Annotated in this window: 10 protein-coding genes; 9 read left to right on the top strand and 1 reads right to left on the bottom strand. The window is 55.2% G+C overall.

The features are described from left to right. Window positions 1-3: 3 nt before the first annotated feature. The 5 genes from CLG94_RS08935 (at window position 4) to CLG94_RS08915 (ending at window position 7809) form a co-directional block, all read left to right on the top strand. Entirely contained in the window at window positions 4-795 is a 792-nt protein-coding gene (locus CLG94_RS08935; RefSeq protein WP_107562733.1) for an ABC transporter permease, read from the top strand. Further along, the gene (locus CLG94_RS08930) at window positions 795-2030 is read left to right on the top strand and encodes an ABC transporter ATP-binding protein (RefSeq protein WP_161954108.1); all 1236 of its coding nucleotides are present in this window, start codon (window positions 795-797) and stop codon (window positions 2028-2030) included. Before CLG94_RS08935 ends, CLG94_RS08930 begins: the two co-directional genes overlap by 1 nt. Beyond that, complete coding sequence (locus CLG94_RS08925) at window positions 2023-3069, top strand: GNAT family N-acetyltransferase (RefSeq protein ID WP_161954107.1); 1047 nt, start codon at window positions 2023-2025, stop codon at window positions 3067-3069. The genes CLG94_RS08930 and CLG94_RS08925 overlap by 8 nt, the downstream gene beginning before the upstream one ends. A gap of 102 nt (window positions 3070-3171) precedes the next feature. Then, on the top strand, window positions 3172-3831 hold the full coding sequence (locus CLG94_RS08920; protein WP_107562727.1) for a PIG-L deacetylase family protein: 660 nt from the start codon (window positions 3172-3174) through the stop codon (window positions 3829-3831). Between the two features lie 6 nt (window positions 3832-3837). Continuing rightward, window positions 3838-7809 carry a glycosyltransferase gene (locus CLG94_RS08915; RefSeq protein WP_107562726.1) on the top strand — a complete coding sequence of 1324 codons (3972 nt, stop codon included), beginning with the start codon at window positions 3838-3840 and terminating at the stop codon, window positions 7807-7809. Between the two features lie 463 nt (window positions 7810-8272). Here CLG94_RS08915 and CLG94_RS08910 read toward each other — a convergent pair whose 3' ends face one another. Continuing rightward, window positions 8273-9358, bottom strand: coding sequence for an IS630 family transposase (locus CLG94_RS08910; protein ID WP_107562724.1), 1086 nt, complete (start codon window positions 9356-9358; stop codon window positions 8273-8275). Between the two features lie 84 nt (window positions 9359-9442). Between CLG94_RS08910 and CLG94_RS08905 the strand changes: the two genes are divergently transcribed. The 4 genes from CLG94_RS08905 to CLG94_RS08890 all read left to right on the top strand — a co-directional run bounded on the left by CLG94_RS08905 (window position 9443) and on the right by CLG94_RS08890 (window position 16049). Beyond that, window positions 9443-10669 (top strand): glycosyltransferase, encoded by a 1227-nt coding sequence (locus CLG94_RS08905; protein WP_107562722.1) that lies wholly within the window; start codon window positions 9443-9445, stop codon window positions 10667-10669. 596 nt (window positions 10670-11265) lie between these two features. After that, window positions 11266-12597: a hypothetical protein gene (locus tag CLG94_RS08900; RefSeq protein ID WP_133174679.1), complete on the top strand. Its 1332-nt coding sequence runs from the start codon at window positions 11266-11268 to the stop codon at window positions 12595-12597. Window positions 12598-12907: 310 nt separating this feature from the next. After that, window positions 12908-13960 (top strand): rhamnosyltransferase WsaF family glycosyltransferase, encoded by a 1053-nt coding sequence (locus CLG94_RS08895; RefSeq protein ID WP_239993187.1) that lies wholly within the window; start codon window positions 12908-12910, stop codon window positions 13958-13960. Continuing rightward, window positions 13950-16049, top strand: a complete 2100-nt coding sequence (locus CLG94_RS08890; RefSeq protein WP_107562717.1) for an HAD family hydrolase — start codon at window positions 13950-13952, stop codon at window positions 16047-16049. Before CLG94_RS08895 ends, CLG94_RS08890 begins: the two co-directional genes overlap by 11 nt. Window positions 16050-16089 lie beyond the last annotated feature (40 nt).

Here is a 16089-nt window from a genome sequence, read left to right as displayed (position 1 = left end):
GGCGTGGGACGTATCTTTGGGTTGTACCGGCATCGAACCCTCATCTGGAGCTTCGTCAAACGAGACCTGCTGGCTCGTTATAAGGGGTCTACAGTCGGGCTGTTATGGTCGGTCATCCACCCGCTCATTATGCTGGGGCTCTACACCTTTGTCTTTTCAACCATCATGAAGGTCCGGGTGGGCGCCAGCGAAGGGACGGAGGAGTTCGCGCTGTATCTGTTCTGCGGTCTGTTGCCGTGGAACGCATTTGCTGAGGGGTTGAATCGTTCTACTGGTGTGATTTTTGAAAATGCGAATCTGATTAAGCGGAACGTGTTTCCCTCAGAGATCCTGCCGGTCTATCCGGTGATCGCCGGGGTCGTGACTGAGCTGATCGGATTCGCAATTCTGGTGGTCGCACTGCTCCTGACGGGCCATCCAATGAGGCCTGTCATGCTTCTGTTGCCGGTGATCCTTCTGTTGCAGGTCGTGCTGACCGTTGGGCTGGCCTGGATCATTGCGGGTACGACGGTGTTCATTCGAGACCTGGGTCAGATATTGGGGGTGATGTTGACCCTCGGCATCTTTCTGACGCCGATCTTTTATCCGCCATCGGTCGTTCCCCAGGGCATGCGAATCTTCTTGGCCATGAACCCCATGTACGCCCTGGTGGAGGCCTACCGGAGCCTGATCCTCAAGGGGCAGTTCCCGGAATGGGGGGGCGTCGCCCTCCTGGCATCGATCGGTGTGATCGTCTTTCTCGTGGGCTATCGTGTCTTTACCCGGATGCAACCTGCCTTTGCCGACGTGCTCTGATGTTCGCCATTGAGGCCCAGCAGCTATCCAAGGTCTACCGGATCTACGCTAACCCCAAAGACCGTCTCAAAGAGTTTCTCAGCCGCGGTCGCCGCAGGTATCACCAGGAGTTCTGGGCTCTTCACGATGCGAGCTTTCATGTTGGTGGTGGGTCGACGCTCGGTCTCATTGGCGATAACGGAGCCGGCAAGAGCACGCTGTTGCAGCTTGTCGCCGGCGTTCTGCGACCCAGCTCCGGACAGATCAGGACACAAGGGCGGATCTCAACCATCCTTGAGCTGGGCACCGGTTTCAACCCTGAGTTTACGGGTCGCGAAAACGCCCTGATGAGCGGGACCATCATGGGGATCCCGCCGAAGGAAATGGCGCGGCGGCTTCCGGAGATTGCGGCGTTCGCCGAGATCGGGGACTTTATCGATCGGCCGGTGAAGCTCTACTCCAGCGGCATGTACGTCCGCCTGGCGTTCGCGGTCGTCACCAGCGTTGACCCAGACGTGCTCATCATCGACGAGGCGCTCTCGGTTGGGGACCAGTACTTCCAGAAGCGCTGCATCGACCGCATCGAGGCGTTTAGAAAGGCCGGGAAGACGATCCTCTTCTGCTCCCATAACCTTTATCAGATTCGATTAATTGCTGATGAAGCCCTGTGGCTGAAAGACGGTCGAATTGCCGAGGCCGGCGAGGCGTCGCGAGTGGTCGGCTGCTATGAGAGCTATCTGCGTGAACGGGAGATTCCGAGGGAGTCGACTCCCGCCCAGGATCGAGGACCAACGGCATTCCCCTGGATCTGCCGCGTGCAGCTCAGTCGAGACGGAGATGACGCGCCGCGGGATCAATTCGTGACGGGAGAGGATCTGACCGTCACCGTTGAGTACGAGGTGCCGCAGTCGCCAACCGTCGTCCACGTGGCGGTGCTCATCCATCGAAACGACGATGTGATGGTTTTTGCGACGGGCACCCATGTTGCCGATGTGGCCCCCTCTACCTGCTCGGGCAGCGTCCAGCTACGGTTTCCCCGTCTTGCGCTGCTGGCGGGGAGCTATGACGTCTCGGTCTCCCTCCTGGACGAGCATGGCCTTCACATCTACGATCGCCGGCCGCGGGAGTTCAAGTTTGAGGTAATTCACAACATCAAGGCCCTGGGGCTCTGCTATCTGGAACATCACTGGGAGGTAGAGGCTGTGGCCGTCAATGGGGCGCCAGCAGTCGTGCGTCCAGGACAGTTACGTGCGTGAGCAACCGATTGCAGCCCTCGACGGCGATATCTGTCAGGATCCGGCCGGCCGGTGGACGATCCGCCCCTACCAGTCAGGAGATGAAGTCCGGATCTTTGATCTTTTTCAGCGCGTCTTCGGCGTGGCTCGATCCCTCGATCATTGGCGCTGGAAATTTCAGGCTAACCCGGTCGGCCGCTACTTTATGCGGCTGGCGGAAACGCCGGCCGGGGAGGTCGTGGGGCAGTACGTGGGCTTGCCGGCAAGGGCGACCTACGGAGGGCAGACCCGGATCTTTACCCAGATCATCGACGTCGCGGTAGACCCCCGCTTTCGACGTGGTCTCAAGCGGCCCGGTCTATTCGGGACGCTGGCCGATGCCTATATCAACGAGTATCTGGTATCGGGACAGGTGCCGATCGGCTATGGGTTTCCGACGCCGGAGGCGCTTCGGATCGGCCAGCGGGTGGCAGGGTATGTTCCGCTGCACCCGGTCATGTGCCTAGTCCTGGATCTCAATGGTCAGGATGGCACACGACCCTCCTGGCGTACTCGACGCTTGAGGGTTGACGCGATCGATCGCTTCGGGGATGAGGCCGATCGATTATGGGCTCAGATCGGTCCAGGATTGGGCGTGGCGACGGTTCGGGATTCCCGATATCTCAATTGGCGATATGCCGATTGCCCTGACGTTCGGTACACGTTGCTCGCGGCGCGCCGATGGTTCGACGCTGATCTCGCCGGCGTGGCAATTTTGCGCCTCGGTGTGAGGGATCAGCCGATCGCCTGTCTGGTAGATTGGCTCGTGCCGCCTGGGGATGCGACGACGGCGGATCTGCTGCTCCACCACTGTGAGCGACGCAGTCGTGAGGCGGGGATGACCCAGTTGCAGGCGTGGTTTCCGGCCACTGCCTGGCCCCATCGTCTACTGTCAGAGCGAGGCTACCGGCTTGAGCCCACCCTGTATCATCTCGTCGCTTTGACCAAGGTCCCCGATGTCTCGCTTGAGTGGGTCAATCGGCACTGGTACTACACAATGGGCGATTCGGATATCTATTGAAGACCGTGCGAGTCGCAGAGCGCGAGGTGCGAAATCCCCCCACCCCCCCTTTTGTAAAGGGGGGCACGGGGGGATTTGACGTGTGGGGTGCGGAGGGGTTTGATGGGACCGCCTGCGCGTCCTAGCATTATGGCGGCGCCGCCTCCAGGGTCGGTGCTAGTCCTGGTCCCCCACGCCGATGACGAGAGCCTTGGGTGCGGCGGGGCGATTGCGCTTCACCGCCAGCAAGGCGACCGGGTTAAGGTCGTCATCGTGACCGATGGGGCCGCTGGAGACCCGAAGGGGTACTATGTGGGGTGCGACTACCCTGCCTTGCGGCGCGAGGAGAGCAGGCGAGCGAGCGCCATCCTCGGGGTGAGCGATCTGGAACATTGGGACTACCCGGACGGCACACTCACCCCCACCCCTGAGCTGGTGGAGCGAATCGGGGTGCTGCTTGCGATCGAACGACCGGATATCCTCTATCGGCCATCGATCAACGAAATCCACCCGGATCATTGGGCGCTCGGGGTGGCCGTTGAAGAGGCGCTTCGCCGATACATCATCCCCGTAAGAGACTGGTGTTATGAGATTTGGGCCACAGTCCACCCGTCGCATATCCTCGACATCACGCCGGTCTGGGACCTGAAATGCAAGGCGATCACCCAATACCAGAGCCAGCTTCGGTATAACGATTACCTCTACATGGTGGCGGGCCTGAATGCCTACAGGACGATCCATCTGCCATCAGCCCGTTACGTAGAGGCATTTGAGGCGCGGTAGCCAATCATGAGAATCCTCCAGATCGTTCACGGCTTTCCACCAGAGTCGATCGCAGGCACGGAGCGCTACTGCGAGGCTGTCTGTGCGCAGTTGCGATCTCGCGGTCATACGGTGGCGGTGTTCGCCGGGACGGGACAGTCGACCGCGAAGGCGACGACCGTCACGACAGAGCAGGACGGTCTCGATGTGACGCGGTATTACCGTGCGGAAGGACGAGATTATGGATGGATGGACGGATACGATCCGGAGGTGGAGCAAGCGTTGCGAAGTGCCCTGGCTTCGTGTCGGCCGGATATCGTTCATGTGCATCACTGGCACCAATTAACCAATAACCTGGTGGCGATCTGCGCGGACCTAAGTATTCCGGTGGTGGTGACGCTGCACGATGTGTGGACCTCCTGCCCACGAATCCATCGGATCCACCGAGAGGGGTCGTTTTGCAAAGAACCCCTCTTGACCGCACCATGTCTGCACTGTGTCGAGCGAACTCAATGGCAGACGGATCTGGAGGTCGCTGCTGCGCTGACATTACGTCAACAGATGATAGGGGAGGAACTTGCGCTGGCCTCGGCCCTCATCGTACCGTCAGAGGCTCACCGTTCATTGCTGCTTAAGCTGCTTGAGCTTCCGGAGAACCGTTTGACTGTTCTCCCGCATGGAAGTCTCCAGACCCTCATGGCGCAGGAGAGGCGAACGGGGCTGTCGGCGTTCCCAAATCGGCCGCTGCAGATCGGGCATTGGGGTTATTTCCTGTACCATAAAGGTACGCACCTGCTCCTGGAGGCGCTGCATCGTCTGGACGATCCATCTGCCGTTCAGGTCCATCTGATCGGAACAGCCCTGGAACAGGCATACGGGGAACGACTTCGCGATCTCGCGCGCGGCCTCTCAGTTCAATTCCATGGCGCCTATCAGTCGGCCGACCTGCAGGCGTTCGACCTTGACCTCGCTGTCTTCCCTTCCATTACCAGTGAATCCTATTCGTTTACCATTGACGAGGCGTTACAGTTGGGGCTGCCGACCCTCGTCTCGGACCGTGGCGCCCTCTCGGAGCGAATCGGGAAGGCCGGCCTGACCTTTCGGGCTGGGGATGCAGAGAATCTGGCCCAACGGCTCCAGGAAATCTTGGATAAGCCGGAGCTGTTGGACATGATGCGCAGGAACATCCGGCCAGATACGCTCTATTCAATGGAGGCCCATGTTGCCACGCTTGAGAAGATCTACGAAGATGCCACCCACACTCATAAGCCGAAGAGAGAGTCTGCTACGCCCTATCTGAAGCTGATCGCGCACGCCCAACAGCAGGCGCGGGAGCGCGAGAAGACTCTGGTGCTCCCCCAATCGCCTCTTGCGCAGGCCGAGCAACAAGAGTCTCGCGCCGTCTCGGCCGAAACCGCGGCGGCCCTCGCCCAGGAGCGGGAGGCCAAGGTGCAGGCGCGTCTGCTTGTCCAACATCGGCAGATTCAAGAGCTAGAGCAGGCGATTGGCGCACTGATGGCCGATCGTGACGGGCAGATCACCGACCTCACCCAGGCGGTGGCCGATCGTGACGGGCAGATCACCGACCTCACCCAGGCGGTGGCCGATCGTGACGGGCAGATCACCGACCTCACCCAGGCGGTGGCCGATCGCGACGGGCAGATCCTGTTCCTGAAACAGGAACTGGCTCAAGTGTACGGGTCTAGATCATGGACTTTCACGAGGCCTCTTCGAGCCTTCCGCTATTATTGGAACCTGGCTGCTCGAAAGGTTGTGGGCGCTGTCGCATTTCTCTCAAGAGTTTTGCAACGCCGTGAGCAACCACTCTTTAAGGTTGAGAATGAAATAGTCGAGGTTTTCGCTGAGGCAGAGAGTTCGTCGTCTTTAAAATATCCTGAAACGACCTCAACGAGGGGACGAAGCTGCTTTCCGGATAACTTTAATCCGAGCGAGCGCTTCGAAAATTCCCACGCCTCGTTCCGCCCCAAGGTAACGGTGATCGTGCCTAATTATAACCATGCCGGATTTCTTAAACAGCGGCTCGAGTCCATCTATAATCAAACCTACAGGAATTTCGATGTCATATTACTCGATGACAGCTCCTCGGACTGGAGCCGCGAGATACTAAGGGATTACGCGATTACCTACGGTGACAACACCACATTGTGCTTTAACGATAAAAATAGCGGCCGCGTATTTGACCAATGGGAAAAAGGCTTCGAAATGGCCGACGGGGATCTCGTTTGGATCGCCGAAAGTGACGATTTTTGCGAGACGACGTTCTTGGAAAAACTTGTACCGTTGTTCGCAGACGAGACTGTTCAACTCGCTTATGCTCGGTCGGTATTTGTGGATGGTTACGGAAATGCCACTGCTTTTACTTTTCATAATTATGTGTGCGATGTCGACAAAGATAAATGGCAATCCGACTATATTGTGACTTCCCACAGCGAAGTGGCAACCGCTCTTGGGCTCAAGAACACCATTCCAAATGTTAGTAGCGCCGTATTTCGCCGCCCGGTCAGTTGCGCCTTACTGGACGACGAGAACTGGCGAAACCTGAAGATTTGCGGCGACTGGATATTTTATCTTCATATCATACGAGGCGGGAAAATCGCATTTACCAATTCTACTGTGAATTACTATAGATTTCATAACGCTAACTCCTCAGCCGGCACCTATCGGAACGAAACTTACTATAAAGAGCATGAAGCCGTAGCGAGAACAATTGTTGAACTTTACAATGTCTCTAATGATGTCATTCGACGTCACCACGCATTTGTAGAGAGATTTTGGCAAGACACCTTTAGCCGGCCGGGACAACCGTTACCGATCGAGCTTTATGACAAGGAACGTGTACTCGCGTGCAAGTCAGCGCGCCGGCCCAATATCTTGATGGCTTGTTATTCGTTCTCTACCGGCGGGGGTGAAATTGTCCCAATTAGGCTGGCGAACGGACTAAAAAAGAGAGGATATGCGGTTACGTTCTTCAACTATAATCGTGAGTCTCTTAACCTCAAGATCCGACAATTGCTATATTCGGATATTCCTGTTTTCGAGTGTAATTCGAGGATCGGATCGATCGATCAATTGATCAGAGCTTTTGGCATCGAACTGATACATTCTCATCACGCATCGGCGGAGCACTTTTTCGCGACAAATATCGTACACATGAAATACCGGACAGGACATATAGCGACTATGCATGGAATGTATGAGATTCTCAGCGATAGTGAGATCGAGCACACTTTGGGGGCGATCGTCAACAGCGTGGATCTGTGGTGCTACATCGCTGACAAGAACCTTACAGTATTTAAGAAAAAAGGATATTACCGCCCCGAAAGATTCGTCAAAATTGGCAACGGCCTGGAGCCGACGGCCATCCGCGTCATCGATCGATCGACATTGGGCATTTCCAGCGACGCTTTTGTGCTCTGCTTGGCGAGTCGCGCAATTTCTGAAAAAGGATGGTATGAGGCGATAAAGATCGTTTGTGCTGCTCGGGAACTCTCTGGAAAGGCAATACATTTGTTGTTGCTTGGCGACGGACCCGTAGCTTCCGCCTTGCGATCAGAGGGGGTACCTGATTTTGTTCATCTTCTAGGCTTTGCGGACAACCCTGTGGACTACTTTGCGATGTCGGACTTAGGCTTTCTTCCGTCTCAGTTTCGTGGCGAGTGCGTCCCACTATCCATTATCGAGTGCTTGTGTGCCGGTAAGCCTGTCGTTGCCAGTGATATCGGTGAGATTCGCGCCATGCTTACCACCCGCAATGGCGTCGCCGGCGCGTTGATTACCTTGCAGGACTGGAAAGTACCTATTTCCGAAAGCGCTTCAATCATTGCTGACTTCGCGTCTGACCATTTGCGATATCAATATGCGAGGAGTGCCGTAAAAGAGGCAGCGGAACGTTTTCGCATGGACAGCGTTTTATCGGATCATGAAAACGCCTATCGTTTAGTTATGAATCATATAGAGCGGGAAGCTGTATTCGAGTAAAATATGCGCCTTGCAAATGCAGACGTGAAACATACGAGTGCCGATGGGGCCAGCAATTTTTGTGGACGGTGCATAAAATGGTATATCGCTCCCAACGAGCGAACCTTGTGACTCACGACACTGGGACGTGCTGCCCATGACCACGCTTCTGATCGGGCCCATTGGTGTGTCAATGGCAGTAAACGGGTTGGAATGGAGATGAAGAGGGTTGAGCAATTCATAGCGGAATCTATGTCGAGTTCGGAACGGGGGATGCTCTCAGGTCTTGTACTGGATGATCATTATTGCGGGCGCAGTATTGTTGCGCTTTCATAACGGTTAAAAAGGAGTACGATATTATCCTGGATTTGCTGATGGGCAATCTCCCCCGTTGACAGATCTCTCCGGACGATCATATTTACGAATATCTCCCCCACGCAAAGATATGACGAGCAGGCTCACAACACAGATCTAGTGTAGTGTTTCACGCTGATGCTGACTTATCCAAGACAGCTCTGGCGCGGGCGACTTTCGCGAGGATGGTCTCGGCCTTGGCCGTCCAGGCAAATGATTTGGGGTGCTGATTATGTTCGGTCATGTAATCCATGATCGCTTGAATCAGGTGCTGCTCGCTGTGGAAGGTGCCACGGCGAATACGCTTATCCGTGAGCTCCCGAAACCATCGCTCGATCAAATTCAACCAGGAACTGGCCGTCGGAGTAAAATGCATATGGAAGCGCGGGTGTCGTTGCAGCCACCGCTGCACAGCCGGGTGTTTGTGGGTCGCATAATTGTCAATGATCAGATGCAGATCGAGGTCCGCCGGGGTCTGCGTATCGATGCGTGTGAGGAAGGTGATCCACTCCTGATGGCGATGCCGGGGCATGCAGGATCCGATCAGTCGCCCCTCCGCCAGTTCCAGGGCGGCGAACAGGGTGGTTGTCCCGTTCCGCTTGTAGTCGTGGGTGTACGTCCCGCACCGCCCCTTCTTCAGCGGCAGACCCGGCTGGGTGCGATCGAGCGCTTGGATCTGACTCTTCTCATCGGCACACAGCACCAAGGCGTGCTCTGGCGGATTCAGATACAGCCCGACGATATCGAGAAGTTTCTCCACGAAGCTCGGATCATTGCTGAGCTTGAACGTCCGGCTCAGATGGGGTTTGAGCCCGTGGGCCTTCCAGACACGATGTACCATCGTGGGCGAGATTCCCAATGCCGTCCCCAGGGTGCGTACGCTCCAGTGGGTGGCGTTGCACGGCACCGTCTGGGTGGTCCGCTCCAGAATCAGCCGAGCCACCTGATCCCGACGGGTCGGCCGGCGCCCTCCCCGAGGCGCATCCTGCTCGATGCCCGCCAGTCGCTGCGCGGCAAATCGCGACCGCCACAGCCCGACACTCTGGCGCGACGTTCCCACGGCGGTGGCGATGTCTTTGTTCATCAGACCCTGTGCCGCCAACAGCACCAGGCGCGATCGGAGCACCACTCGGATCGGGGTACTACGACCACGCGACCAGCGTTGCAACGTGCTTCGTTCCGTGTCCGTCAGTACAATGTCACACGCGGTCCGCATCGGTCTCACCTCCTTAGCCACCCTAACCGATGCGGAGATATAAGTCAAGCTAATTATGCAACACTACACTAGCTGACAAGGAATATGAACACATTAGTTACCGTAGTGATTCCGTCGTATAACCACGAGAAGTACGTGGCGGCTGCGGTTGACAGTTGTCTGTCCCAGACGTACAGGGATCTGGAGGTTATTGTCGTCGATGACGGCAGCCAGGACAATAGTGTAGATCTGCTGCAGACACGCTACGCGGGAGATCCGCGCGTCAAGATTGTGACCCAACAAAATAACGGTGCTCATGCGGCAATCAATGTGGGTATCCATCAGGCATCCGGCGAATACATCGCCATCCTCAATTCCGATGATCTGTTCCACGGTCGACGGATTGAGGTGCTGATTCAAGAAGCGCAACAGGTTCATGGAATCGGCGCATTGGTATTTTCGGATCTGGAATTCATCAATGATGAAGGACACCCGGCGCCGGAACACGAGAGGGCCGATGAATATAGGATACTTCAGCAACGTTGCCAAAAGACACCATTAGAGAGCCTGTTTTTCGCGGGCAACGTGGCGATGACCAGCTCCAACCTCTTTTTTTCAAAAGCGTTATACGATTCCGTGGGTGAGTTCGCCGCGCTGAGATACACCCACGACTGGGACTGGGTTCTCAGGGCAACGGTGCATTGTCCGCCAATCTGGGTACGTGAAAACCTGCTCAGTTATAGGGTTCACGGCTCGAATACCATCTCGGAAAGCGACATCTGGTGTCACATCCGCGAGAATGCCTTTGTGCATGCCAAGGCGATCTGGACGCTTACACAGCGACTTACTCCAACAGACAATCCGAGTAGAGCTGGACGCAATGCGTATGCCGCGCTGCTTCACAATAAGAGTTTTCTGCCGCTTCCGACGCTGTATTGTCTGGTGCAACGGATGGCGGGTGTATCTGGGGCGCAACTTCTGGACTTGGCGACCACCAGCGATACAGAGTGGGATCTGCAGCGCTTGGCCGGCGAACTGGGTTTGCCCACAGGTCTGTTTTTATCTTTGCAACACATCCTGGGCAGAGAGCACACTATCACTGCTCAAACGGTCCTGATCGAAGAACGCTGGACGGCCATGCAGCGCATGGAGGCTATGATCCGCGAGCGGGACGAGACCATTGCGGCGCAAGCGCAGATGGTGGAGGAACGCTGGACGGCCATGCAGCAGATGGAGAAGGCAATCGAGAACCGCGATCAGCGGATCGCGGAGCTTCAAGAACGCCTTGACGAGACTAGGCGAGAACTCTCGGGGCTAAAGGAGATCCCCTGATTCGCCTGTGGTTACTTCTCAAACGCAAACTGCCATCTGGCGTGTTGAGTGGGGCAAAAGGCAACTGACTGATAGATCGCTCTGCTTCTGCTGTGATCGTTCGAGGGGCCGCTATTGGTGGCATCGTATGAAGGGGCAAGCGCAAGGACCTCCGTTACAGCTAAGTGCAAGCACCTCCATTACAGTAAGATGGTAGAAAACACTTCATGGAGGTGATCAACATGAGTAAAAAAACAAGATTGAGCAAGAGCGGCGCGAAATGGTCATAGGGGTACGTGCTGGACAATCGCTGCGTGAGGTCGCAGCCCACCCAATACGGAGTGTCTGCGCCGACCGTGCAGCGATGGGCGGAGCGCGCCAAAGGCAAGCGCTTGGATCGTGCTGATTTTACTTACTGCGCCGTAGAGAGCCACAGCAACAACCTTTACTTCAAGAGGTGGTTTATTCTCTGCCGCCTCGTTATGTGGCAGATTGGAAATGCTGTAACGGAGGTCCTTGCACTTGCCATCGATTCAGGATTTCTCTGTAACGGAGGTCCTTGCACTTGCCCTATGAAGGGTAAGACAAGCATTCGGAGGTGTGGCGTGAGGGCACACATGAAGACATTGCTCTATCTCGGCCTTTTGTTGGCACAATGCGCGATCTTTTCCAAGGTTGCTTGGGCCCAAGAAGCACTACAACGGTCAGGGCTCCCCGGGTTTACAACTTTTCAGCTAACTAAAGAGAACTGGGATAAGGCAGCCTCGATTATTTCCAAGGCCGAACTGAGCAATAATCCGCTGATCGTCATCGGGCAGGATGCTCCGCGTGGCCCTTTTCCTGTCAGAATTCCTCAGCATGTCCGGACTCTCGATTTCAGGTATGGAGGTGGTATTAACCTGGTGCGTGGTCACCATCCACGGCTGGAAGGCATCTGGGGCCAGTACGCTCATCTTGGCACGGGCCTGCGGCAGAATATCACAATTTCTGACGTCATCACTCCTGACGCCAGGGTTACCGATTGGAAGTCTAACCCGAAGGAATATAGCTCAACGAAGTTTAGCTCGCCCACCGAATATCATAGCAGGCACAATCACTACCAGAACCTCATGAGTGAGGTGTGGAACTTTAATCCCAATGTTAACGGCGTGGCGATCTGGGGAGACTCGGGCGCTTTTGTGCCTGGCAGCAAAGTGTGGGGCGGGTTCCTTTCGGCGCGGTCTTGGCCCCTATACTGGCAGGAGTACGTGCCGAAGGACCGGCCACATTTCAATGCCAACGATTTTGATGCCCAACTTGTCGGTCTCGAGATAGACGTTCTAAACGCCGGCAAGGATTGGAAAGGCTGGGGGCGCGAGAATGCCGGCGTATTGGCCAAGACGGGTGTTCAGGTGGTTGGTTTCGGAAAGCAGAATACTCAGGCGATCGAGATTCGTAGTGAGGATTCCGATTCGCCTGATTCCGCCAACCGCAAGGGCCAGTGGAAGGCTGCCATGGTGGTGTATAACAGCCTTGCTAAGGACGGCCGGGTTATTTACGGTTTGTTCGAGGAGGCTGGGATCGGCATTGACTTTGACCAGCCGGTATTCGAACACGGTGCCATGCGTCTCCACACGAAGCGAGAAGGGCAGGGCTTAGTCTTTAATGGCGGCAAAGGTGGGCAGATTTATGCTGATGAATCAGGTACGCTCACGTTGTCGAGCGGCGCACAAGGATTTCGCGTGATGGGTCCAAGTGGAAGCGAGGCAATCCGGATCAGCTCCGACGATAAGGTGATTCTGAGCTCGATAACTTTGGATACTCATCAATTGGTGAGCGCCCTTATACGCGACCCAGTTGCGATATTAGTCATAGTTGGGATTGCTATGGTCCTGTTCCTTCCCGTGCAACTGTTCGTAACCTACCTTATAGTGCGGCGATGCCGGCCGTCTGCTCAACCGGGCACATAAGGAAGTATGCGGAATAATCGAGTCTATGCTTCGATTACCTTGGCGGACCTGTATACGTGAGAGCGCTGGGGTACAACTCCCCCACGCTACTCGACGGGGTGTAATTCAGAAGATCCTCAACACAACGATGGGTAAGTAGAAAATGGCCACTATCGCATGGCTCGTTCCGAACCTCCTTGAGGGATCTGGGGGGCACCGCACCATTCTCCAGCATGCGGCCTTCTTGCAACAACAGGGGCACCGTTGTGTGCTGTATCTTGAGGACCATCAATATTTATTCGAAAGATCATTAAAAAAAGATATTGCAAGAATGTTCGGTCTTGAGTTTGACGATGTGCGACTCGGTTGGTCAAACGTGCATCCGGCTGACCTCGTTTTCGCAACAATCTGGTACTCCGCGAAGATCGTGAGAGATCTGCCATTCCCATGCATTAAGGCGTATTTCGTTCAGGATTACGAGGCCTGGTTTAATCCCATGGGCGATGGATTTCTGATGGCGGAAAACTCATTTCGATACGGGTTGTATCCGATTACTATCGGACGATGGCTTCCTGCGAGGCTGAAAAGGCGCTTCGATATACAGGCGGCCTTCTTTGATTTCTGTGCCGATCTCGGCATCTATCGACAGTTGCCGAACATCCGGCGAGAACGGGCGATATGCTTCGTGTTTCAGCCGGAAAAAACCAGGCGTTGTACCCAGATTGGCCTGGAAGCCCTGGGCATCGTTAAACAGTTGATGCCTGATGTGACGATATATCTTTACGGCTCAAAAGATCCCGGTGGGCCGTGGTTCGAGCATAAGCACCTTGGCCTACTAGGACTGGAAGAATGCAATCGTTTGTATAACAAGTGTACTGTGGGGTTATGCCTCAGCTCCTCCAATCCTTCTCGAATTCCCTTTGAGATGATGGCGTCAGGTCTTCCTGTCGTGGAAATGTTCCGGGAAAGTACCCTGTATGATTTCCCACAAGACGCGGTGTTGCTTTGCGATCCGACACCGGAGTCATTAGCTGAGGGGCTTTTGAGGATCCTCGGAGAACCCTCATTGGCTGCAAGAATGAGTCGGGCGGGTCTGGAATACATGGCAGAGCGTCCGCTGGAGAAAGGATTGGGCCAGTTCCTGGAGCTTGTTGAACGTTTGCTGCAGGGAAAAGATCTTCCAGAGGTGAAGCTGGAGCCGATGTACGAAATCCCTCCTGTTGTCTCTCACTCATATAGGAATCACAATGGGAATTACGGAGGGTTCTCTTCCTCTATTCCGGATAGAGGTCGGTTGGCCTTTCTGCCGCCTGGCGTTCGAGTGGTTGTGCGGAGCTGCTATCGGACCCTTCGCCGGCTGATGAGTCAGTCCCATGCCTCTTGAAATACACAATGCGGCAGAGGCGGGTGGGACCTCTGAGTACCATTTGATGACCGTGGATGTGTGGGACACGCTTCTTCGTCGGCGTTGCCATCCGGATGCGGTGAAGTTGCACGTGTGCCGCTGGCTGTTGCACTGTCACGGTCGACGTCTCCCCCCAGAGCACAGAGATCACTGGGTATTGCTCCGGTTGCGTCAGCAGGCAGAGAGAGAGCTTGGAGAGGAGAGCCGGCGAGAAGGAGGCGATGACGAGTATCGTCATCTTGAGGTGTATGAGCGATGGCTCTATCTGGCCGGCATCAAGACGACTTTCAGCCCTGAAGAGATCTCACGCCTTTGCATCGCGCTGGGGCAAGTCGAGTTGGAGCAGGAGCGATATATTTCATATGCCGACCCATCGATTGCCGATGTGCTTGCCGATATTCGCGCCCGCAAGACCCTTTTTCTCAGCGATTTCTACCTGCCGGTCGAGATGGTAAGGGAGCTTCTCTCATTCCATCACATGGATGGAATAGCTCCGGATGGCGTTGTCTCATGTGATGTCAAACTCAACAAGAAATCCGGCAGGCTGTTTCGTTACCTCCATGAGAGCCTCGGGATTACCCCGGACAGACACATCCACGTGGGGGATCATCTCTGGGCGGATGTCGAATCGCCGAAACAAATCGGTATTGCTGTTGCGCACTACATGCCGGAGAACGAGCATCGACAGCGCCGGATGCGCGAGGACAGTTTCCGTGCCAGAGGCGACTTTCTGCAACGAGCCGTTCATTTGTTGTGCGATTCTCGCGATTCTCGATACGACCAGGACGGTTCTCTGTCGGCCCGATTCTACGAGCTTGGTCGCGAATCCTCCCTGTGGTTTTTTGGCTTTGTCCTGTATCTGATGGAATGTGCGGTTGCCGAGAAAGTGGACAGGCTCTTCTTTCTGACTCGTGAAGGGGAATTCTTCCTCGAACTCTATAGGCGTGCGGCTGAGTGTCGTATCCTTGGATGTTCTGTGCCCGAAGGCACGCTACTTGAGGTCAGCAGGATCTCAACATTTGCAGGATCGCTTCGTTCGTTTACCTCAACTGAGCTGATGCGAATCTGGAATCAGTACAGCGTACAATCGATGAATGCCCTCCTGACATCCCTGGGCATCGATCCTTCGCGGTTTGTAGATAAGGCTGCATCGTACGGCATAGATATTGATCAGGATATCACCTATCCTTGGCAAGATTCGCGAGTTCAAGCATGGTTCAACGACGATTGGGTGCGACAGGAAATTGAGCGCGAGCTTTCCAGAAAGCAATCTGACCTATCGTCATATCTCGCTTCAGTTGGACTTCCTGGACAGAGTACCAAAGTCGGTATTGTTGATATAGGGTGGCGCGGGACCATCCAGGATAACCTGGCCTATGCAATGCCGACGGTTCAACTGCACGGGTATTATCTTGGATTGATTCGATATTTGAATGACCAACCATCCAACGCCGTGAAGAGCGCTTTTGGGCCGAATTTGAACGAAGCGCAATCGGATTATGCCGATTTGTTGGATTTTGTTGCTCCTGTCGAGATGCTGTGTAATTCCCCTCACGGGGGCGTAGAGCGCTATGAGGTCTCCGGGAACGGAGTGAGGGTTGCGCGTCTCACTGACCCTGCGGAGAATCAGGTGTATGATTCGTATATTCGGCATTTTCAGGCCGGCGTCATTGATTCTATCGCGTACTGGTCAGACTTTGTTCGGACGCATGCCTATACGTCCGCCGAGATCCGACCGCTCGCCATGGAAATATGGGGAACACTCATTCAAAAACCTCCATCATTCCTATCTAAGGCCTACTTTGAGCTGAACCATAATGAGACATTCGGCGTAGGGCGTTTTTCCGATAAACGCCGGTCGCCGCGCACGCAAGGTCTCCTGTTCGCCTTCTTGTCAAAACGCCATCGGCAGCAATTGGATAGCTTCCTGACGGAAGTTGGGTGGGTTCCAGGGCTTATGGTTCACCCGGAGACCGCTCCCATTTTTAAATGGTTTCTACGCACATTCCTTCAGGCACGCAGAATCAAACGGTTTGCATGCAACTTCTTGCGAGCACGATTCGTGTGAGGGCGTATTCCCTATCATCGGCCATACAATATTCCGGTCA

The organism is Candidatus Methylomirabilis limnetica (genome assembly GCF_003044035.1).
GTDB lineage: Bacteria > Methylomirabilota > Methylomirabilia > Methylomirabilales > Methylomirabilaceae > Methylomirabilis > Methylomirabilis limnetica.
This window is presented reverse-complemented; position numbering and strand designations above follow the sequence as displayed.